The organism is Alphaproteobacteria bacterium (genome assembly GCA_019635875.1).
In the GTDB taxonomy this organism is placed as follows: domain Bacteria; phylum Pseudomonadota; class Alphaproteobacteria; order Reyranellales; family Reyranellaceae; genus JAFAZJ01.
Genome location: JAHBYP010000001.1, coordinates 290,273 through 308,086, shown reverse-complemented (window position 1 = coordinate 308,086; position 17,814 = coordinate 290,273). Strand labels below are relative to the sequence as shown.

Sequence of the window (17,814 nt, the reverse complement as noted above, 5' to 3'; positions counted from 1 at the left end):
CCGTAACCGCATAAAAGCAGTGTCGCCCGCTTCTTCTGGTTCCTTGACATACGTTGTGAGTTTGGAGGGGGAGCTGTGAAGTGCCCGTGCGTTGGGCTTCACACCGACTCTGAATGCTCGCGTTGCAATGGGTCGCACCCATCGCGCGAAACGCGAGAGCTACGATGGATGAGGCGCACGGCTTGTCCCCTCCCAGCTCACAACCCATACCGACACGCGAGCCATGGCGCAGCCAAGCACTCGGGCGTGTCGAATTACCCTTACGCCCTTTGTGTCGCTCGTTTCTTGCGAACGCATCACTCGTAAGGGGATGCGACCTCGAAAGAGGTGGCGAGCGACACAGAGGGATTAGCAAAACCAGCTATGAACTATCCAAAAATTGGAAACGAAATCGACAACCTAGGCACCGCGATGCTCGCAGCGGACTACTCCCACCGTCACACGTGGCGCTGCTGGGCAACGACGGCAATCGAGGCCGTGCTGCTCATGCTGTTCTTCGCGGTCATCATCTTACTGTGCGCCGCTCTTCAGTAGCGGACATCATCATCAACCAACTATGAAAAAGGTAATCAGAGAAACAGACGAAAAGAGAGGCATTGTTCAGATCACCGTCGCGGACGAGCGGTGGTACACCAAGCCAGGCAAAGACCCGGCATCCGGCATCCCGGTCTACACCCCCGTCCCATCCGTCACCTGGATCGCGGGCTTCTGGCCCAAAGGCGTCGGCTTCTACAAGTGGCTAGCCGACAAAGGCTGGGACGAAGCCGAGGCCGCAAAGCAAGCGGCCGGCGACAAGGGCTCGCGCGTCCACCTCGCCATCGAGCGCATCTTGCGCGGCGAGGAGTTCCGCATCGACACGAAGGTCGAGGACAAGAGCCGCAGCACCGAGGAGATTGCCGCGCTCACCGAGCTTTCCTACGAGGAGCTTCTGTGCGTGAAGTCGTTCATCGACTGGCGCAACGAAGTGAAGCCGGAGATCATCGCCAACGAGATCACCGTGTTCTCCGAGATCCACGGCTACGCCGGGACGGTCGATCTCATCTGCCGTATCGACGGCGTGCCCTACGTCATCGACTTCAAGACATCGAAGAACGTCTGGAAGGAGTATGAGCTACAGGTCAGCGCGTACCGCCAGGCGCTCGAGAACGGCGAGAACCCGATCTATGAGCGGAATGAGAACGGCACCGAGACCAGCAAGCTGGTCGATCTCTCCGGCCTCAAGACCGCCATCCTCCAGGTCGGCTACGAGCGCAACAAGGCAGGCTACAAGTTCACGGAGATCGAGGACGCGTTCCCGCTCTTCACGGTCGCGCAGCAGATATGGAAGGCCGAGATCGGCGACAACACGCCCGGCTTCACCAAGCGCGATTTTCCGATCGTGCTCTCACCCGGCAAGAGCAAGGAATCGGCATCGGCCGAGAAGGACGTGGCGGCAGCAAACGAAGCAATTGGCGTCGCCACCAATGACGAGCCAGCGCCGCGAAAGCGCGCATCTAAGAAGCGATAATCACTCAAAACTATGGACACATCAACATTCGACCCAGCAGCAGCAAGCGGCGAGGCCCACTACGGCGCCACCCGCGCGCTCGAATTGAACGAGGTAACGATCAACGGCGACGGCGATGCTGTCGAAGTAAACGGCAAGCTGGAGCGCAAGGGCGGCTACTTCCGCAAGCGCATCCTGGTCGGCAAGCCGAGGGATGAGAAGCCCGAAGAAGAGCGCATCGGGACCACGGCCACCGTCGTATTCCTCAAGGTGCGCCGCAAGCTCGTGGAGCGCGGCGAGAAGGGGAAGATCGTCCGCTCAACTTCCGAGTACAATCACAAGAAGGACGTGGTAACGCTCTACCAGGACAACGAGAAGCCGATCACCGGCATCGCGGATGACCTTCGCGACCAGTACCCGCAGCTTCGCACGGTGCAGATCGTCTACGCCCTCCTTTGTGAGGGGCCGAACGAGCCCGAGCTGGTGAAGCTCATTGTGCGCGGCTCATCGCTCGGCAGCGAGGCCAAGGCCGAAAGCACGACCGACTTCTACAGGTACCTTGGCTCCTTTGGGAAAGGTGCTGACGGCGAGAAGGAGCACTTCTACCAGTTCAAGACCGTGCTGCGCCCGGTGCTCGAACAGGGTGCAAAATCCTACTTCGCTATTCACTTCGAGCGCGGCGAGCGCTTGGAGGAGAAGGCCCAGGCGTACGCCATCGAGAAGCTCCGCGAGGTGCACGAGAAGTGCGTCGAGATCGACGAGGCGCGCAACAAGCGTGCGGCCAATGCCGACGTTGTGCCGGAGGCCGCGCAGGATACGACTGACCCCGATCTCCCGAAGGACGACATTAACCCCGACGACATTCCCTTCTAGCTTATGGCGTACAGCTACACATTGACCGTCCTCACCGACGACGGCGAGAGCGTCGTCGAACTCGACCTCACCCCGGACGAGGCTATGGAGATCATCGGGCCAAAGCTCGCCGAGGCAAGACGTGCCGCAGAGGCGGCCGCCTCGCGTGCCGGGGACGATGATGCGCCCCAGCCCACCAAGCGCGGTCGGCGCAAGAAAGCGGATGCAGCTCCCCGGCAGGGCAAGCGTGCCAAGCCCCGCTTCATAGAGAAGCCTTGCTGCGGGTCGGTTGGCGCGCGGCACAAGAAGGATTGCTCCGTAGGCAAAGACCTCGATCGAGACATTGCCGGCTTCCACGCGTCGAAGGCTCCTACGCAGCCGCTTACACCCGAGGAGTATGGCGAGCTTCGTACGGCAATGGACGATAGGGAGTTTCAGAGTGCGCAGTACGCGCTCACCAAGAAGCTGCACCCCCGCGAAGTGAACACCGCTGTCCGAAGTACGAGCTACGAGGACTACCTCGTCATCCGCTAGGATATGAAGCTCACCATCGAGCATATCGAGGAGCAGTTGGGGGGAGAAGGCCTCTCCCCTCGCTCCCTCGCCGACTTCCGCGTCTTCCTGGCCGCGCTCTACTCGCTCCGCGCCGGCGAGATGCAACGCATCCTCGCGATAAAGCCGGGCATCTGGCTCAACATCCGAGGGGAGAAGAACAGCGACAAGGCGACGGATCGAGAGTGGCAGGCAACTGCGGACGGCCAACGGGAGACGCAGCTCAAGTGGGAGCTACGCCGGATCGACAAGCTGAGCGCCGCCATCGCGACCAAGCTCCGCGTTATGGCGGATGAGGCGCGCAACATCGTATGAGCACCGACCCGACCAAAGGCACCCAGATCGAGCGCATCAAGGCGAAGCTTGCTCGCGACGGCTACGTGACGCGCAACGAGTGCCTTCGCCAGTTCCCCGCGATCACGCGGCTCGCAGCTCGCATCCAAGACTTGGAGGACAAGCACGGCTATGTCTTCCTGAAAGACGACACCGGCCGCGACTGCACATACAAGCTCGTCCACATCAACGGCGTGCCGCCGGAGAAATCAGCGCTGGTGGACGCAGACCATCGTCGTATCGCACGGGAGGCTGTAGAGGCGTTTGACGCGGACTAACACCGCGCTCAGGTCATGTCGTTGGGGGGCGCGGAGTCCCGTTCAAGCTCCTCCATGAGAACGGGCCGCCCGCCCTTCAGCTTGATTCCTGCCAACGTATATGCGGCAGAATCCTTCAGCAGAGAGGCGGGCGTCTTCACCCCGAACGTGTGAGTCCGGCCTCCACCGCTTTCTCCGGCCTTGCTTCCCTCGTACTTCCAGTCAGATTCTTTCAGGTAGACGACATCGACTCGCCAGATCACCACGGGCTTATCTTTCTTGATGCTGCCCGTGGGATCGACCAAGTACCGCCACACGACGTACCAGCCGGGATGGTTGTAGTGGGATTGGATAGACCACGCGCGCGTGCTGCCCTTCGATTCAAGAGCCTGTGAAGGTGGCGGGTTTAGCTTCCCAGCCAACGACAAGTCAGGAAAGCGTTGTTGCGCTACGTCCGGATGCTTGTGCTTCTTGTATGGGCTAACGGCATGGAGCGCCTTCACACCCACAATGCCTACAATCGCGCTGAAGACGTTGGCCTGCTCAAAGTAGAGGTCCACCAACTCGGCCGCTTCCTTCTCGATGAGGTCTACGGCCTTTTTGATATGAAACGCGGTCAAGTCCTTTGGTAACGCCACCCGCTCCCCCGCCGAGATCTTTCTCGGAGGTTGCACGATTCACCGGCAGAATCGCAAGCCTTGGGACAGCCCGCACTGCGATATCGAAGTATCTCGGGTCCAACTCCACGCCAATGCTGCTGTAGCCAAGGGACATTGCTGCGGCGATCGTTGATCCCGCCCCCATGAACGGATCGAGAACTACCCCCTGTCCGAGAGGAAGTGCGGCCCGCACGATCTCGCGCATGAAGGCCTGGGGCTTGAGCGACGGATGGGCAGCGATGTCGCGTTCCGTCTTGGAGGTCGGGCCAGAGCGCAGTACGTCTCCAAATGGGCGTTCATCCGAAGGCCGCCGGAAGCCCCCTGTTTTCCACCTTCGAAGATTGTCCTGCACCCTACCTTCCGGTGGCTTGCGCAGGATGACCCACGGCTCCCACATCGACCGCGGCATCACGCTTACGCCCCAGAATTCGTTATGCGCGTTCTTTGGCCGATCGCCTCCGCGCATCGTCATTGTCAGTCGCGCGATGTAGCCCCGCAGTTCGAGACCGCTTTCCGCCATCGAGGTCGCGACTATGTGTGAGAGCAATGGGTTGCTGGCAATAACGACATTCCCGCCCGGTACGAGCACGCGCGCGATATGCATGGCAAAGCGCTTGAAGAAGGCATACAGCTCTCTTCGGTCGTGCTCATCGAGCACCGTGAACCGAGGCAACGGGGCTCGTTGGTGACCGTCAAACGACGGTGGAATACGCCAGACCCCGCCCTTACCGTTTCTGAGCTTGCCTTGTTCTTTTTCGGTGTACTCGATTAGTCCGTATGGAGGATCGGTGACAACCGCATGCACCGAATTTTCTGCTCGGTCAGCGAGCCAGTCGAAGCAGTCAGCCCGTACCAGTTCGGCACTGTCGTTTATGGCGACGACTTTCGGCTGCGTCCGCTGCGCGTAGCTCGCACGGGCATCCTTCACCGCATACTGTCCGCGACCCTTCTTCTCGAAGAGCGTCGTTGCGTTCAAACGAAGATACGAGCGAACCGACGAAGGACTGACAGCACCCAGCTTTCTCTGCACAGCATTTTCAATCTCGGCCACGGATGCGGCCTTGCCATGTGCAGTTAGAAACTCGACGATCGCGTCTCTAATTACGCCCGGTGCACGCATGAACCTCTCCCTCAGAAAGAGGGCGTAGCGTGAAAGACGTCTAGACGTCAACACGCGGCAGTGGATAGTTCCGACAGGCGAATCTGGCTCCAGCCGTCATCGTCGAGCGTCGCGCTCTGGGGGTAGCACTGGGGGTATGGCGGGAGTGGCTCAAACTCCTGATGCTTGCTACATCAGTGCCCTATGTGAGCTGTGCGACTCCTCTCGGGGACGCCATATTCGCCGTGACGCCCTACGCCGGCAGCTTGTCTCCGTCCGGCGGCGCCGCCACCTCGAACGCGTTCACGACGCCGCACAGCATCGCGTAGAAGTGCACGCCAGCGGTCAGTTCGACGAGCCACTGCGTGCCGTGCTTCCTGTGGAGGGCATCGAACGCCGCCTGGTCCGCGCGATTGGTGCGGATGAGCTGACGGACGTAGGCCACGATCGCGGCTTCCTCGGGCGGGAATCTCGACGCATCGGCCCCGGCGCGCAGCAGATCGATCGCCTCCTCACGCAGGCCGTTGCGGCGCGCGACGGTCACCTGCGCCGCCCACACATAGGCGGCTTCTCGCTCGCGCACGGCGGCGAGAATGCCGACGGAGCGCAGCTTGCCTTCGACGATGCTTTCGTCGCGGAAGAAGGGCACGAGCGGCAGCAGGCGCTTCGTCATCTCCGGGCTGTGCAGCATCATGCTGAACGGGCCACGGATCGCGCCGAACACCTTCAGCACGTCGTCGACGACGGCCTGATGCTGCGGGGCGACGTCGGCCTTGCCGGCGACGGGCGCGACGCGGGGCATGGCTCAGCTCGCCTGGACCGGCGGGCGGGCGGCCCCGATCTCGGCGTCCCATGGGCCGGGGAAGCGGCCGGTCCCGGTCTTCTCCCGGGTGAATACGTTGTAGTCGACCGGCCACTCGGCGCGCGGCATCTCGTAGAATACCTCGACGCCGTTGCCGTCGGGGTCGCGCAGGTAGATGCCGAGCGAGATGCCGTGATCGATGACGCGATCGATCGGTTGGCCCTCGGCCTTGATCCTGCGGTAGAACGCCTTGAGGTCGTCGAGGCTTTCGAGGCGCCAGGCCATGTGGTTCAGGCCGACCTGGCCCTTCTGCTGCAGCGGCGCGTCGTCGCCCAACTGCATCAGCGCCACCTCGTGCGACTGTTCCTCGTCGGCCGACAGGAACGCGGCCCAGCCCGGCCGGTATTCGTAGACGTGCAGGCCGAGCAGCTCCTCGTACCACTTCTTCGAGCGCTCGACGTTGCGGACGTAGACGTTGACGTGCTGCAGGTACATCGGTCGCTTCGCCATGTCGTCCTCGCGATCAACGGGCCACCCCATCATAGCGCCACCACGGCCCGCCGGTATGTAGGGATACAATTGCTGGTATGCGGCGGGTAGCCCGGTCCGGGCAAATCCTGTTAGATCACCCCGGATTTTCGCAGCCCCAGAGGTAGCAGATGAGCGTGCGTGCGGGTCGTGAGTTCCTGGCGATTCCCGGGCCGACGACGGTGCCCGACGAGGTGCTGCGGGCGATGCATCGGCCGGCGGTCGACATCTATTCCGGCCCGCTGCTGGCGCTGACCGACGGCCTCTTGAAGGACGTCGCGCGCGTCTTCCACACCAAGGGTCGCGCCTATATCTACATCTCCAACGGCCATGGCGCCTGGGAAGCCTCGCTGACCAACGTGCTGTCGAAGGGCGACAAGATCCTGGTGCTCGAAAGCGGCCGCTTCGCCATCGGCTGGGGCGAGAGTGCCCGGCGCATGGGCGTCGAGGTCGAGATCCTCAAGGGCGACATGCGCCGCGCCGTGCGGCCGGCCGAGCTCGAAGCGCGCCTGAAGGCCGACAAGGGCAACACCATCAAGGCCATCCTGGTGGCGCAGATCGACACCGCCTCGGGCGTGGTCAACGACATCGAGGCGATCGGCCAGGCGGTGCGTGCCGCCGGCCACGATGCTCTCCTGATGGTCGACGCCGTGGCCTCGCTGGGCTGCATGCCCTTCGAGATGGACAAATGGGGCGTCGACGTCGCCATGTCGGGCTCGCAGAAGGGCATGATGACGCCGCCGGGCCTGGGCTTCGTCGCCGCCAACGAGCGCGCGCGCGAGGCGCACAAGAAGGCCGGGCTGCGCACGCCCTACTGGGACTGGACCGATCGCGAGGGCGAGGCGCACTACCAGAAATACGCCGGCACGCCGCCCGAGCATCTGCTGTTCGGCCTGCGCCAGGCGCTCGACCTGCTGTTCGAGGAAGGCCTGGACAACGTCTTCCGCCGGCACCGGCTGCTGGCCGAGGCGGTGCGCCGCGCCGTCGGCACCTGGAGCGAAGGCCAGGCGGTCGGCTTCAACATCATCGAGCCCGACGAGCGCTGCGACACCGTCACCGCCGTGCTGTTCCACAACGGCTACGACCCCGAAGCGCTGCGCGCCTACTGCAACAAGCAGTGCGGCGTGATCCTCGGCCACGGCATCGGCGAGCTCTCCGGCAAGGCGATCCGCATCGCCCATATGGGCCACGTCAACGCGCCGATGACCTTGGGCACCCTGAGCGTGGTCGAGATGGCGCTCAACGCGCTCGACATCCCGCACGGCAGGGGCGGCGCCCAGGCGGCGATCGACTATCTGGCGGAGAACGTGAAGGCGTAGGCCGCCCCACGATTGTCATCCCGAGCGCAGCGAGGGATCCAGGCTGCCCTGGATCCCTCGCTGCGCTCGGGATGACAGAAGCGGGTCAGCTCGTCACCAGGCCGCCGTCGACGTTGTAGCACTGGCCGGTGATGTTGCGCGCACCGGGCGAGGCGAGGAACACCGCCATCGCCGCGATGTCCTCGGGCGCGTTGGCGCGGCCGATCGGGATCGGCTTCTGGAATTCCGCCAGCATCTGCTCGAAGTCCTTGTCGCGCTGCTCGGCGCGTTCCTTGACGATGCGGTTGACCAGCTCGGTCAAGGTCACGCCGGGGCAGATCGAGTTGACGTTGATGTCGTGGCGCGCCAGCTGCTGCGCCGCCGTCTTGGTCAGCGAGATCACCGCGCCCTTGCTGGCGGCATAGATCGCGTTCGACGTGCCGGCGAAGCCGCGGCCGGCGATCGAGGCGATGTTGATGATGCGCCCGCCCTTGCCGCCTTTGATCATCTCGCGCGCCGCCGCCTGCAGGCAGAAGAACACGCCCTTGGCATTGACGCGATGGATGCGGTCCCAGTCTTCCTCGGTGAGGTCCATGATGTAGGCCGAGCGCGTCACGCCGGCATTGTTGACGATGACGTCGATGCGGCCGAGTTCCTTCACCGTGCGCGCCACCATCGCCTCGATGCTGGGCACATCGCCGCAATCGGCCTGGATGGCGATGCTTCTCGCGCCCTTCTCCTCGGCCTTGCGCGCCGTGCGTTGCGCCGCCTGCTCGTCGATGTCGCAGACCGCCATGGTCGCGCCTTCCGCCGCCATGCCCAGCGCGGTGGCCTCGCCGATGCCCGCGCCGGCGCCGGTCACCAGCACCACCTTGTCCTGCAGCGTCGCCATGCTCCGTTCCTCCCTCGACGATGGCTTTGGCCCGGTCCTTGCGGTACCACCTGTGAACGGAGGAAGCCATGGCCGAGTACGATCTGGTCGTCCGCGACACCACCATCGCCACCGCCGCGGACGTGGTGAAGGGCGATATCGGCATCGTCGGCGGCCGTATCGTGGCGCTGGGCGAGCGTCTTGACAGGGGCGGGCGCGAGATCGACGCGACGGGCCTGGTCGCCGTGCCCGGCGGCATCGATGCCCACGTGCATTTCGACCAGGACACCGCCGACGGCTCGGTGTTCTGCGACGATTTCGAAAGCGGCAGCCGCGCCGCCGCGGCGGGCGGCACGACCACCATCATTCCCTTCGCCTACCAGAACAGAGGCCAATCGCTGCGCGACGCCGTCGAGACGTATCACCGCCGCGCCAACGGCAAGTCGCTGATCGACTACGCCTTCCACGTCATCCTCTCCGATCCGGCGGAGAAGACCATGGGCCAGGACTTCCCGGCGCTCGTGGCCGACGGCTACACCTCGTTCAAGGTCTACATGACCTACGACGACGTGAAGCTCACCGATCGTCAGATCCTCGACGCGCTGTCGGCGGCGCGCCGCGAGCAGGCCATGCTGATGATCCATGCCGAGAACTCGGACTGCATAGGCTGGCTCACCGAGCGGCTCGAGCTCAAGGGCATGACCGAGGCGAAGTTCCACGCCACCTCGCGGCCCTTCGTGGTCGAGCGCGAGGCGACGCATCGGGCGATCTCGCTGGCCGAGCTGCTCGATGTGCCGATGCTGCTGGTCCACGTCTCGGCCAGGGAGGCGATGCAGGAGATCCAGCGTGCCCAGGCGCGTGGCCTGCGGGTCTACGGCGAGACCTGCCCGCAGTACCTCTTTCTCAGCGAGGAGGATTTCGACAAGCCAGGCGACGAGGGCAGCAAGTGCGTCTGCTCGCCGCCACCGCGCGGCAAGGACAACCAGGAGCACATCTGGACCGGGCTCTCGGCCAACACCTTCCAGGTGCTGTCGTCCGACCACGCGGCCTTCCGCTACGACGATGCGCGCGGCAAGAAGCTGCCCGGCGCGGCGCAGAGCTTCCGCAAGATTCCCAACGGCGTGCCCGGCGTCGAGACGCGCCTGCCGCTCCTGTTCTCGGAAGGCGTCAACAAGGGCCGCATCACCCTGCAGCAATTCGTGGCGCTGTCGTCGACCAACGCGGCAAAGCTCTACGGCCTGCATCCGCGCAAGGGCACCATTGCCGTGGGTGCGGACGCCGACATCGTGCTGTGGGATCCCAGGCGGCGGGTCAGCCTCACCAATGCGATCCTCCACCACAATTGCGATTACACGCCCTACGAGGGGCAGGAACTCACGGGCTATCCGGTGCTGACCCTGTCGCGCGGCGAGGTGGTGATGGAGGAAGGTCGCATGAACGGCTCGGCCGGACGCGGCCTGTTCCAGCGCTGCGACCGCCCCGAGCCGGCGCGCCCGCGCGGCAAGCCGCTGATCGATCCGTCGATCTTCGATTAGAGCATTCCCTTCCCCCGGAGGGGGAAGGTGCCCGAAGGGCGGATGGGGGATATCGAAGACGGACTCCTGCGTTCGTCTTCGGCATCCCCCTTCCGTCGCTGCGCGCCACCTTCCCCCTCCGGGGGAAGGTAAGTCGCGCTAACGCGTGACGCTCGCAACCCACTGCTCGATCGCGGCGGCGGGCATCGCGCCGGACTTGCGGCCGACCTCGCGGCCGCGATGGATCAGCACCATGGTCGGGATGCCCTGGATGCCGAAGCGCTGCGCCAGCGACGGCTCGGCGTCGGTGTCGACCTTCGCCAACCGCACCTTCGGCTCGAGCTTCGCCGCCGCGGCCTCGAATTGCGGCGCCATCTGCCGGCAGGGTCCGCACCAGGCGGCCCAGAAATCGACCAGCAGCGGCAGGTCGCTCTTCTCCGCGTGCTGCGCGAACTGATCTGAATCAAGCGCCACCGGCTTGCCCTCGAACAGCGCCTGGCCGCACTGACCGCACTTGCCGCGCGCGCCGGGCACCAGCTTCTGCGCCGGCGCGCGGTTGAGCGTGTGGCAATGCGGACAGGCGATCTGCAGGGTCTCGGTCATGGCCACGACATGGCCCCGCCGGTGCGCGGATCAAGTGCTATCCTGCGCGCGAATGAGCATGGAGCGCATGATGAAACGGCGGGTCGCGGTGCTGGGCATGGGGCAGATGGGATCGGGCATGGCCGGGCGGCTGGCCGATTCCGGCCACGACGTCATCGGCTACGACATCAACCCGGCGACCCGCGCGGCGCTCGCGGCATCAGGCATGGCGATGGCCGATTCGATCAGGGCGGCGCTCGCCGGCCGCGAGATCATCCTCACCAGCCTGCCCGATCCCAGGGCGGTGCGGACGGCGTGGCTCAGCGAGGACGGCCTCGTGGCCATGGCCGAGCCCGGCAGCCTGTGCATCGAGCTCAGCACCATCGATCCCGAGACCATGCGCGAGGTCGGCGCGGCGGCGGCGTTGCGCGGGCTCGATGTCGTCGACTGCCCGGTGAGCGGCAGCCCGGCCGAGGCGCGCCAGGGCAGGCTGGTGCTGATCGCCGGCGGCGAGCGGCAGACCGTCAACCGCGCCGAGCCGATCCTGCTGGCGCTGGGCGAGACCTGGAAATACACCGGCGGCGTCGGCACCGCGAAGGTGGTGAAGCTGGTGAACAACATGATGTCGATGGGCAACGTGCTGATCGCCTGCGAGGCCTTCGCGCTGGGCACCGTCGCCGGCGTCGAGCCCGATACGCTGTACGACGTGCTGTCGGTGAGCGGCGGCCGCTCGCACCATTTCACCAAGCGCTTCCCCAACGCGCTCAAGAACAACTTCGATCCCGGCTTCAAGATGGAGCTGGGCGAGAAGGACCTGGCGCTCAGCATCGATCTCGGTCGCGCGCTGAAGATGCCGACACCCGGCGCGTCGATGGTGCGCGAGCTGTTCGCGCTGGCGCTGTCCGAAGGCTACCGCGGCCGCGATATCGTGGCGCTGCTGCAGATGTACCAGGAGTGGGCGAAGCGCGGCGCCGTCTGAATCCCTTCCCCCCGGAGGGGGAAGGTGCCCGAAGGGCGGAAGGGGGATGTCGAAGGCGAACGCCGGAGTCCGTCTTCCACATCCCCCATCCGGCGCTGCGCGCCACCTTCCCCCTCCGGGGGAAGGTAGGGCTACTGCGACTTTGCCCGCAGCCCCGCGCTGCGGCCCGACAGCCGGCCGAACACCGCGCCCGACATCAGGCCGGCGCCGCCGAGGTAGTTGCCGTAGAAGATGCCGCCGACCAGCTCGCCGGCGGCGTAGAGGCCGGGGATGGTCTGGTCGGTGACGTCCTGCACCTCGCCCTGCTCGTTGATGCGCAGGCCCCCGAAGGTGAAGGTAATGCCGCAGGTGACGACGAAGCCGGTGAAGGGCGGCTTGTCGATCGGCAGCGCCCAGTTCGATTTCGGCGGCGTGATGCCCCTGGTCTTCACGCCGTCGAGGATCGCCGGGTTGTAGTCGCCCGGCTGGCAGGCGGCGTTGAACGCCTTCACCGTACGCACCAGCCCTTCGGCGTCGATGTCGAGCTTCTGCGCCAGCTCCTCGAGCGTATCGGCCTCGGCCTTGGTCACCTGCCGGATGCGGTACTCGTCGCGCACCATGTCGATGGTGCGCTGGTCGAAGATCTGCACCGCGGTGCGCTGCGGCTGCTTCATGATCTCGCGGCCGTACTTGGCGTAGGTGTGGTTGCGGAAATCGGCGCCCTCGTCGACGAAGCGCTCGCCATCGAGGTTGACGACGATGCCGATCGGATAGGAGTGCTTCTGGAAATTGTCGAGCACGACGCGATCGCCGAAGGGCGGCGCGCTGATGTCCCAGGCCACGGCGTGGCAGGTCGACCAGCCGCCGAAGGGCTGCGCGCCGATGTCGAGCGCCGCCTTGATGCCGTCGCCGGTGTTGTGGCGCGTGCCGCGCACGCGACACAGCTCCCAGCCCGGCCCGAGATAGCGCACGCGCATCTCCGGATTGGCCTCGAAGCCGCCGCAGGCCAGCACGACGGACTTCGCGTTGATCTCGGCGAAGCCCTCGGGGCCCTTCACCGTCACGCCGATGACCGTGCCGGACTTGTCCTGCAGCAGGCGCGTCATGCGCGTGGCGTAGCGGATCTCGATGCCCTGGCGATCGGCCGCCTTCAGGAGCTGGTCGACCAGGCCGTAGCCGCCGCCCACCGCCTCGATGTTCACGCCGCCGTAGAAATGGTGCTTGCCGTTGAGCTTGTAGGATTGCCGGCCGAACATCGGGATGAAGCGCACGCCGTTGCGGCGCATCCAGCGCATGGTGTCGCGCGAGCGGCCGATCAGGATCTCCGCCAGCGCCTCCTCGCTGTTGTGCTCGGTGACATGCATCAGGTCGTGCATGTACGTCTCCGCCTTCAGCATCGGCAGCACGATCTGCTCGGCCTCGGCCGGCGACAGGTCGTCGAGGATGTCCTGGCGCAGATCGTCCAGCCCGTCATGCACGAAGCGGAAGCCGCCGGCGGTGAACAGCGAGTTGCCGCCGCGCTCCTCGACCGACGCCTTCTCCAGCATCAGCACCCGCGCCCCCTGCTCGCGCGCCGACAGCGCCGCGCAGATGGCGGCGTTGCCGAGACCGACCACGATGACGTCGAATTGTTGATCTGCGGACATGACTCCTCCCTTGCCTTCCCCCGGAGGGGGAAGGTGCCCGACCTTGCTTCGCCCGCCGAAGCGGGCTTCGCGAAGGCGGGAGGGCGGAAGGGGGATGTCGAAGACGGACTCCCGCGTTCGTCTTCGACATCCCCCTTCCGGCGCTGCGCGCCACCTTCCCCCTCCGGGGGAAGGTAACATCAACCCAGCGCTGCGTTGATAGAGGGTTGGCCGACCAGGGCCACCGTCTATAGTCGCCGCCAAGAGGGAACGCAGAGGGACGGGCGGGACTACGCGCCGTCGATCAGTCGCGGTGAGTTTGACTTCGAGCGTGACGGCGCTGGCGCCGTTTCGCGTGCGCAGCTTCCGGTTCCAGTGGCCGGCCGATCTCGCGACCGCCTGGGCGTTCGAGATGGAAACCATCATCCTCGGCTGGTACGTGCTGGTCGAGACCGGCTCGGTGCTGTGGCTCACCGCCTTCGGCGCGCTCACCTTCCTCGGCACGTTGCTGGCGCCGATGTTCGGCATCGCCGGCGACCGCGTCGGCTACCGCAACCTGCTCTGCCTGATGCGGCTCACCTACGCCCTGCTGGCCGGCGTGCTGGTGCTGCTGATCTTCACCGGCACGGTCACGCCCATCCTCGCCTTCGCCGTCGCCATCGTCAGCGGCCTGGTGCGGCCCTCCGACCTGGTGATGCGCAACCTGCTGGTGGGCCAGACCATGCCGCCGCCGCATCTCATGGGCGCCATGGGCATCTCGCGCACGACGGCCGACTCGGCGCGCGTCGCGGGCTCGCTGGCCGGCGCCGGGCTGGTGGCGGCGCTCGGCATGGGCCACGCCTATGTCGCGGTCGTGGCGCTCTATCTGCTGAGCCTGCTGCTGACCTTCGGCGTCTCGAATACCGCCGTGCGGCCGACGATCGCCGGCGCCTTGCCGATCTCGCCGTGGCGCGACATGCGCGAGGGCCTGGCCTATGTGTGGAACCAGCCGCATCTGCGCTCGGCGATGTACCTCGCCTTCCTGGTCAACCTCACCGCCTTCCCGCTCACCGGCACGCTGCTGGCCTATGTCGCCAAGAACGTCTACGGCATCGGCCAGACCGGCCTGGGCTGGCTGGCCGCGAGCTTCGCCTTCGGCGCGCTGGTGGGCTCGATCGCGCTCACCACGCACGGCGCCGGCATCCGGCCGGCGCGCATGATGCTGCTGAGCGGCGCGGCGTGGTTTGCGCTGCTGGCGGTCTTCGCCTTCATGACCTCGCCGGTGGCCGGCTGCGTCCTGCTGATGGCGGCGGGCTTTGCCCAGAGCTTCTGCATGGTGCCGATGGCGGTGATGCTGCTGCGCGCCACCGAACCGGCCTTTCGCGGCCGCGTCATGGGCGTGCGCATGCTGGCGGTCTACGGCATGCCGCTGGGCATCCTCGTCGCCGGCCCGCTGGTGGCGCGCTTCGACTACGCGATCACCGCGGCGATCTTCTGCGGCGTCGGCCTGCTTTTCACCCTGCTGATCGCGCTGCGCTGGCGCGGGCACCTGTGGACGAGGACCGCACCGGCCAACGCCTAGCCGGACAGGCTGGACGCCACTGTCATCCCGAGCATCGCGAGGGATCCAGGAAAGTCGCCTGGATCCCTCGCGATGCTCGGGATGACAGGAAGGCCAATGGCTAACGCCCGACGTCGCAGTCGCTGACCGAGATCGCGCAGAACGCCTGGCGCGCCGCGCCCGCCGAGCGCTGGCAGTCGCCCAGCGCCTGTGCCTCCGCGCCCGACTTGGTCGGCGCGACCGCCCAGCCGAAGCCCGGCGTGCCGTCCTCGGGATCGAGCGCGATGGCGACACAGGCCTCGCTGAACGATTCGAAGACGCGGCAGAGCGAGCGCGCGCCGTCGGGCGTGCCCGGCGCCGAGCGGCATTGCTCGAGCGCCACGCGCTCGGCGTCGGCGCGCGGCAGGCGCACCGCCCAGCCGAAGGCGACGCCGTCGCGCTCCACGTTGGCCGGCAATCCGACAGCCAGCGCGCCGTCGGCGCGAGCCATCGCCGGATCGAGCAGGGCGGCGAACGCGATCGCCGCGAGCAGCGTGCCGTGCCGCATCGGGGTCAGGCCTCCGCCAGCACGTCCTGCGCCAGGGTCGCCGCCGACATCGCGGTGGGCCAGCCAGAGTAGAACGCCAGATGGGTGATCAGCTCGACGATCTCGTCCTTCTTCACGCCGTTGTCGACGGCGCGGATCAGGTGACCGCGCAGCTGCTCGGTGCGGTTCAGCGCCACCAGCGTCGCCACCGTGATCAGGCTGCGGTCGCGCTTGCTGAGGCCGGGGCGTTCCCAGACGTCGCCGAACAGCACCCCTTCGGTGAGGTCGATCAGCTTGGGCGAGAACGCACCCAGCCGCTCGCGCGCGCTCTTGGGACGGGGCTGAGCCATGACGAATCCTCCCGCACGATGTGGACGGCGGCGAGCATAGCACTGCGCTATACTTGCTCTACCTTCCCCCGGAGGGGGAAGGTGGCGCGGAGCGCCGGATGGGGGATGTCGAAGACGGACTCCTCAGTTCGTCTTCGACATCCCCCATCCGCCCTTCGGGCACCTTCCCCCTCCGGGGGAAGGAAGGGCGAAGTGGAGGGTCGCGATGAGTGATATGTCACGGCGGACCGTGCTGGCCGGCGTCGCGGCGGCAGGCATGGGCGCCACCGCGGCGCACGCGCAGCACGCGCAGCACGGGCCGTTGTACGAGCGGCTCAACCAGCCCGGCCGTGTCGGCGAACCGGAGATCGCCCGCACGCAGCGCGTCTTCGACAGCCCGGCGCCGAAGGCGGACAAGCAGGGCAGTTGGATGGCGCGCGCGCCGCTGCCGCTGCCGCGCAGCGAGATGGCCTGGGCCACGGCGCTCAATGGCCGGATGCATCTGGTCGGCGGCTACGGCGAGCAGAAGGTCGACCGGCCCTATCACCACGTCTACGACCCCACGGACGACAAGTGGCGCGAAGCCTCGCCGCTGCCGCTGGGCGCCAACCATGTCGGCGTCGCCACGCTCGGCAACCGGCTCTACGCCATGGGCGGCTTCCTCGGCCAGAACCACACGCCGCACGACCAGTGCTTCGTCTATCCCGGCGAGGGCATCGGCTGGATGCCGATCGCCAGGCTGCCGCGCGCCTGCGGGGCGATGGCGTGCATCGGCTTCGAGGGCAGGATCCATTGCATCGGCGGCGCCGTCGGCAATTCCTTCCAGGACCGCCGCTCGGTCGACTGGCACCTGGTCTACGACCCCGCCGCCAACGCCTGGAGCGAGGCCGCGAAGCTGCCGACGGCGCGCGACCACACCGGCATCGTCGCCGTCGGCGATCGCATCCACGTCATCGGCGGGCGCGTCGATTCCTTCCACACCAACTCCAACCTGCACCACACCTGGGAGTCGAAGGAGAACCGCTGGCGCTTCCGCAACCCGCTGCCCACCGCGCGCTCGGGCCACGGCTCGGTGGTGGTGCGCGGCCAGATCTTCTGCATGGGCGGCGAAGGCACCAGCAAGGTCTTCGCCCAGAACGAGGCCTACGACGTCGCCAACGACAAGTGGTGGTCCTACGCGCCGATGATGACGCCGCGCCACGGCCTGGGCGCGGTGTCGATCGGCGACACGATCTACGTCGCCGGCGGCGGCCCGATCGTCGGCGGCGCCGTGCAGAGCGCCGTGCACGAGGCGTTCACGCTGGAGTAGCTCCCTCTCCCCGCCTGCGGGGAGAGGGAGGAAGAGCTACATCTTCCCGAGGAACGCCATCATGCGCTCCCACGCCGTGTTGGCGGAGGCGACGTGGTAGTTCTGCTCGCTGCGTTCGTTGCAGAAGCCGTGGTTGGCGTCGTAGCGGTGGATCTGCGGCTTCTGCCCTGCCGCCTGCATCGCCTTCTCCAGCGCGTCGGCGGCCGCCGGCGTGCACCAGTCGTCGTTGTTGGCGAAGTGGGCCTGGAACGGAATCTTGATGTTCTTCGGATCGGCGAACTCCGCCGGCGGGATGCCGTAGAAGCACACCGCGGCTGAGAGGTTGGGCACGTGCACCGCGGAAGCCACGGTGAGCGCGCCGCCCATGCAGTAGCCCATCACCGCGACCTTGCCGGACACACCACGCAGGTGGTTGACCGCGCCGGCGATGTCCTGGTGCGTGGCGCCGGGGAAGTCGAGGCCGGTCATCAGGTGGTTGGCCTCGTCCGGCTTCTGCGTCACGCGGCCCTTGTAGAGGTCGGGCGCCAGCGCGTTGTAGCCCTCGCGCGCGAAGCGGTCGGCGACGCCCTTGATCTGGTCGTTGAGCCCCCACCATTCCTGGATCACCACCACGCCCGGCCTGCCCTGCCCGGCCATCGCCAGCCAGCCGCCCGCCTTGCTGCCGTCCGGCCGCGCGAACTCGATCATCGCCATC

Annotated in this window: 20 protein-coding genes; 10 read left to right on the top strand and 10 right to left on the bottom strand. The window is 66.4% G+C overall.

Features of this window, described 5'->3' with window-relative positions; genetic code table 11:
• The first annotated feature begins 556 nt into the window (after positions 1-556).
• The 5 genes from KF889_01510 to KF889_01490 are packed head-to-tail and all read left to right on the top strand — an operon-like array spanning position 557 to position 3,501.
• On the top strand, positions 557-1,507 hold the full coding sequence (locus tag KF889_01510; GenBank protein MBX3498092.1) for a PD-(D/E)XK nuclease family protein: 951 nt from the start codon (positions 557-559) through the stop codon (positions 1,505-1,507).
• A gap of 12 nt (positions 1,508-1,519) precedes the next feature.
• The gene (locus KF889_01505) at positions 1,520-2,359 is read left to right on the top strand and encodes a hypothetical protein (GenBank protein MBX3498091.1); all 840 of its coding nucleotides are present in this window, start codon (positions 1,520-1,522) and stop codon (positions 2,357-2,359) included.
• Positions 2,360-2,362: 3 nt separating this feature from the next.
• Positions 2,363-2,872 carry a hypothetical protein gene (locus tag KF889_01500; GenBank protein MBX3498090.1) on the top strand — a complete coding sequence of 170 codons (510 nt, stop codon included), beginning with the start codon at positions 2,363-2,365 and terminating at the stop codon, positions 2,870-2,872.
• Between the two features lie 3 nt (positions 2,873-2,875).
• Entirely contained in the window at positions 2,876-3,205 is a 330-nt protein-coding gene (locus KF889_01495; protein ID MBX3498089.1) for a hypothetical protein, read from the top strand.
• On the top strand, positions 3,202-3,501 hold the full coding sequence (locus KF889_01490) for a hypothetical protein (protein ID MBX3498088.1): 300 nt from the start codon (positions 3,202-3,204) through the stop codon (positions 3,499-3,501). Before KF889_01495 ends, KF889_01490 begins: the two co-directional genes overlap by 4 nt.
• An 8-nt stretch (positions 3,502-3,509) precedes the next feature.
• Here the strand turns inward: KF889_01490 and KF889_01485 are convergent, their stop codons facing one another.
• The 4 genes from KF889_01485 to KF889_01470 all read right to left on the bottom strand — a co-directional run bounded on the left by KF889_01485 (position 3,510) and on the right by KF889_01470 (position 6,550).
• Entirely contained in the window at positions 3,510-4,040 is a 531-nt protein-coding gene (locus tag KF889_01485; protein ID MBX3498087.1) for a hypothetical protein, read from the bottom strand.
• Positions 4,024-5,259 carry a site-specific DNA-methyltransferase gene (locus tag KF889_01480; GenBank protein MBX3498086.1) on the bottom strand — a complete coding sequence of 412 codons (1,236 nt, stop codon included), beginning with the start codon at positions 5,257-5,259 and terminating at the stop codon, positions 4,024-4,026. Before KF889_01480 ends, KF889_01485 begins: the two co-directional genes overlap by 17 nt.
• A gap of 232 nt (positions 5,260-5,491) precedes the next feature.
• Entirely contained in the window at positions 5,492-6,040 is a 549-nt protein-coding gene (locus tag KF889_01475; protein ID MBX3498085.1) for a hypothetical protein, read from the bottom strand.
• Positions 6,041-6,043: 3 nt separating this feature from the next.
• The gene (locus KF889_01470; protein MBX3498084.1) at positions 6,044-6,550 is read right to left on the bottom strand and encodes a VOC family protein; all 507 of its coding nucleotides are present in this window, start codon (positions 6,548-6,550) and stop codon (positions 6,044-6,046) included.
• A 149-nt stretch (positions 6,551-6,699) separates the two neighbouring features.
• Here KF889_01470 and KF889_01465 point away from each other — a divergent pair, with 149 nt between their 5' ends.
• A complete protein-coding gene (locus KF889_01465) occupies positions 6,700-7,887 on the top strand; it encodes an aminotransferase class V-fold PLP-dependent enzyme (protein MBX3498083.1) in 1,188 nt (395 codons plus the stop codon).
• Positions 7,888-7,972: 85 nt separating this feature from the next.
• On the opposite strand, the gene KF889_01460 is transcribed toward KF889_01465, so the two are convergent.
• Positions 7,973-8,758, bottom strand: a complete 786-nt coding sequence (locus tag KF889_01460; GenBank protein ID MBX3498082.1) for a glucose 1-dehydrogenase — start codon at positions 8,756-8,758, stop codon at positions 7,973-7,975.
• A gap of 68 nt (positions 8,759-8,826) precedes the next feature.
• Here KF889_01460 and hydA point away from each other — a divergent pair, with 68 nt between their 5' ends.
• Complete coding sequence (gene hydA / locus KF889_01455) at positions 8,827-10,272, top strand: dihydropyrimidinase (GenBank protein MBX3498081.1); 1,446 nt, start codon at positions 8,827-8,829, stop codon at positions 10,270-10,272.
• Between the two features lie 138 nt (positions 10,273-10,410).
• On the opposite strand, the gene trxC is transcribed toward hydA, so the two are convergent.
• Positions 10,411-10,854, bottom strand: coding sequence for a thioredoxin TrxC (gene trxC / locus KF889_01450; GenBank protein ID MBX3498080.1), 444 nt, complete (start codon positions 10,852-10,854; stop codon positions 10,411-10,413).
• A 70-nt stretch (positions 10,855-10,924) separates the two neighbouring features.
• On the opposite strand from trxC, the gene KF889_01445 reads away from it, so the two are divergent.
• Positions 10,925-11,812, top strand: a complete 888-nt coding sequence (locus tag KF889_01445) for an NAD(P)-dependent oxidoreductase (protein ID MBX3498079.1) — start codon at positions 10,925-10,927, stop codon at positions 11,810-11,812.
• Between the two features lie 131 nt (positions 11,813-11,943).
• On the opposite strand, the gene tcuA is transcribed toward KF889_01445, so the two are convergent.
• Complete coding sequence (gene tcuA, locus KF889_01440; protein MBX3498078.1) at positions 11,944-13,437, bottom strand: FAD-dependent tricarballylate dehydrogenase TcuA; 1,494 nt, start codon at positions 13,435-13,437, stop codon at positions 11,944-11,946.
• Between the two features lie 292 nt (positions 13,438-13,729).
• Here tcuA and KF889_01435 point away from each other — a divergent pair, with 292 nt between their 5' ends.
• The gene (locus KF889_01435; protein MBX3498077.1) at positions 13,730-14,977 is read left to right on the top strand and encodes an MFS transporter; all 1,248 of its coding nucleotides are present in this window, start codon (positions 13,730-13,732) and stop codon (positions 14,975-14,977) included.
• 100 nt (positions 14,978-15,077) lie between these two features.
• On the opposite strand, the gene KF889_01430 is transcribed toward KF889_01435, so the two are convergent.
• Positions 15,078-15,503 (bottom strand): DUF4189 domain-containing protein, encoded by a 426-nt coding sequence (locus KF889_01430; protein ID MBX3498076.1) that lies wholly within the window; start codon positions 15,501-15,503, stop codon positions 15,078-15,080.
• Between the two features lie 5 nt (positions 15,504-15,508).
• Positions 15,509-15,832, bottom strand: coding sequence for a carboxymuconolactone decarboxylase family protein (locus tag KF889_01425; GenBank protein ID MBX3498075.1), 324 nt, complete (start codon positions 15,830-15,832; stop codon positions 15,509-15,511).
• A gap of 214 nt (positions 15,833-16,046) precedes the next feature.
• Between KF889_01425 and KF889_01420 the strand changes: the two genes are divergently transcribed.
• Entirely contained in the window at positions 16,047-17,120 is a 1,074-nt protein-coding gene (locus KF889_01420) for a galactose oxidase (protein ID MBX3498074.1), read from the top strand.
• Positions 17,121-17,156: 36 nt separating this feature from the next.
• On the opposite strand, the gene KF889_01415 is transcribed toward KF889_01420, so the two are convergent.
• Positions 17,157-17,813, bottom strand: a complete 657-nt coding sequence (locus tag KF889_01415; GenBank protein MBX3498073.1) for a dienelactone hydrolase family protein — start codon at positions 17,811-17,813, stop codon at positions 17,157-17,159.
• Position 17,814 lies beyond the last annotated feature (1 nt).

Bases quoted from the DNA above. Each gene is read 5' to 3' on its own strand.
- KF889_01510 (MBX3498092.1), top strand. From the start codon at position 557: ATGAAAAAGGTAATCAGAGAAACAGACGAAAAGAGAGGCATTGTTCAG.
- KF889_01505 (MBX3498091.1), top strand. From the start codon at position 1,520: ATGGACACATCAACATTCGACCCAGCAGCAGCAAGCGGCGAGGCCCAC.
- KF889_01500 (MBX3498090.1), top strand. From the start codon at position 2,363: ATGGCGTACAGCTACACATTGACCGTCCTCACCGACGACGGCGAGAGC.
- KF889_01495 (MBX3498089.1), top strand. From the start codon at position 2,876: ATGAAGCTCACCATCGAGCATATCGAGGAGCAGTTGGGGGGAGAAGGC.
- KF889_01490 (MBX3498088.1), top strand. From the start codon at position 3,202: ATGAGCACCGACCCGACCAAAGGCACCCAGATCGAGCGCATCAAGGCG.
- KF889_01480 (MBX3498086.1), bottom strand. From the start codon at position 5,259: ATGCGTGCACCGGGCGTAATTAGAGACGCGATCGTCGAGTTTCTAACT.
- KF889_01475 (MBX3498085.1), bottom strand. From the start codon at position 6,040: ATGCCCCGCGTCGCGCCCGTCGCCGGCAAGGCCGACGTCGCCCCGCAG.
- KF889_01470 (MBX3498084.1), bottom strand. From the start codon at position 6,550: ATGGCGAAGCGACCGATGTACCTGCAGCACGTCAACGTCTACGTCCGC.
- KF889_01465 (MBX3498083.1), top strand. From the start codon at position 6,700: ATGAGCGTGCGTGCGGGTCGTGAGTTCCTGGCGATTCCCGGGCCGACG.
- KF889_01460 (MBX3498082.1), bottom strand. From the start codon at position 8,758: ATGGCGACGCTGCAGGACAAGGTGGTGCTGGTGACCGGCGCCGGCGCG.
- hydA (MBX3498081.1), top strand. From the start codon at position 8,827: ATGGCCGAGTACGATCTGGTCGTCCGCGACACCACCATCGCCACCGCC.
- trxC (MBX3498080.1), bottom strand. From the start codon at position 10,854: ATGACCGAGACCCTGCAGATCGCCTGTCCGCATTGCCACACGCTCAAC.
- KF889_01445 (MBX3498079.1), top strand. From the start codon at position 10,925: ATGAAACGGCGGGTCGCGGTGCTGGGCATGGGGCAGATGGGATCGGGC.
- tcuA (MBX3498078.1), bottom strand. From the start codon at position 13,437: ATGTCCGCAGATCAACAATTCGACGTCATCGTGGTCGGTCTCGGCAAC.
- KF889_01430 (MBX3498076.1), bottom strand. From the start codon at position 15,503: ATGCGGCACGGCACGCTGCTCGCGGCGATCGCGTTCGCCGCCCTGCTC.
- KF889_01425 (MBX3498075.1), bottom strand. From the start codon at position 15,832: ATGGCTCAGCCCCGTCCCAAGAGCGCGCGCGAGCGGCTGGGTGCGTTC.
- KF889_01420 (MBX3498074.1), top strand. From the start codon at position 16,047: ATGTCACGGCGGACCGTGCTGGCCGGCGTCGCGGCGGCAGGCATGGGC.
- KF889_01415 (MBX3498073.1), bottom strand. From the start codon at position 17,813: ATGGCGATGATCGAGTTCGCGCGGCCGGACGGCAGCAAGGCGGGCGGC.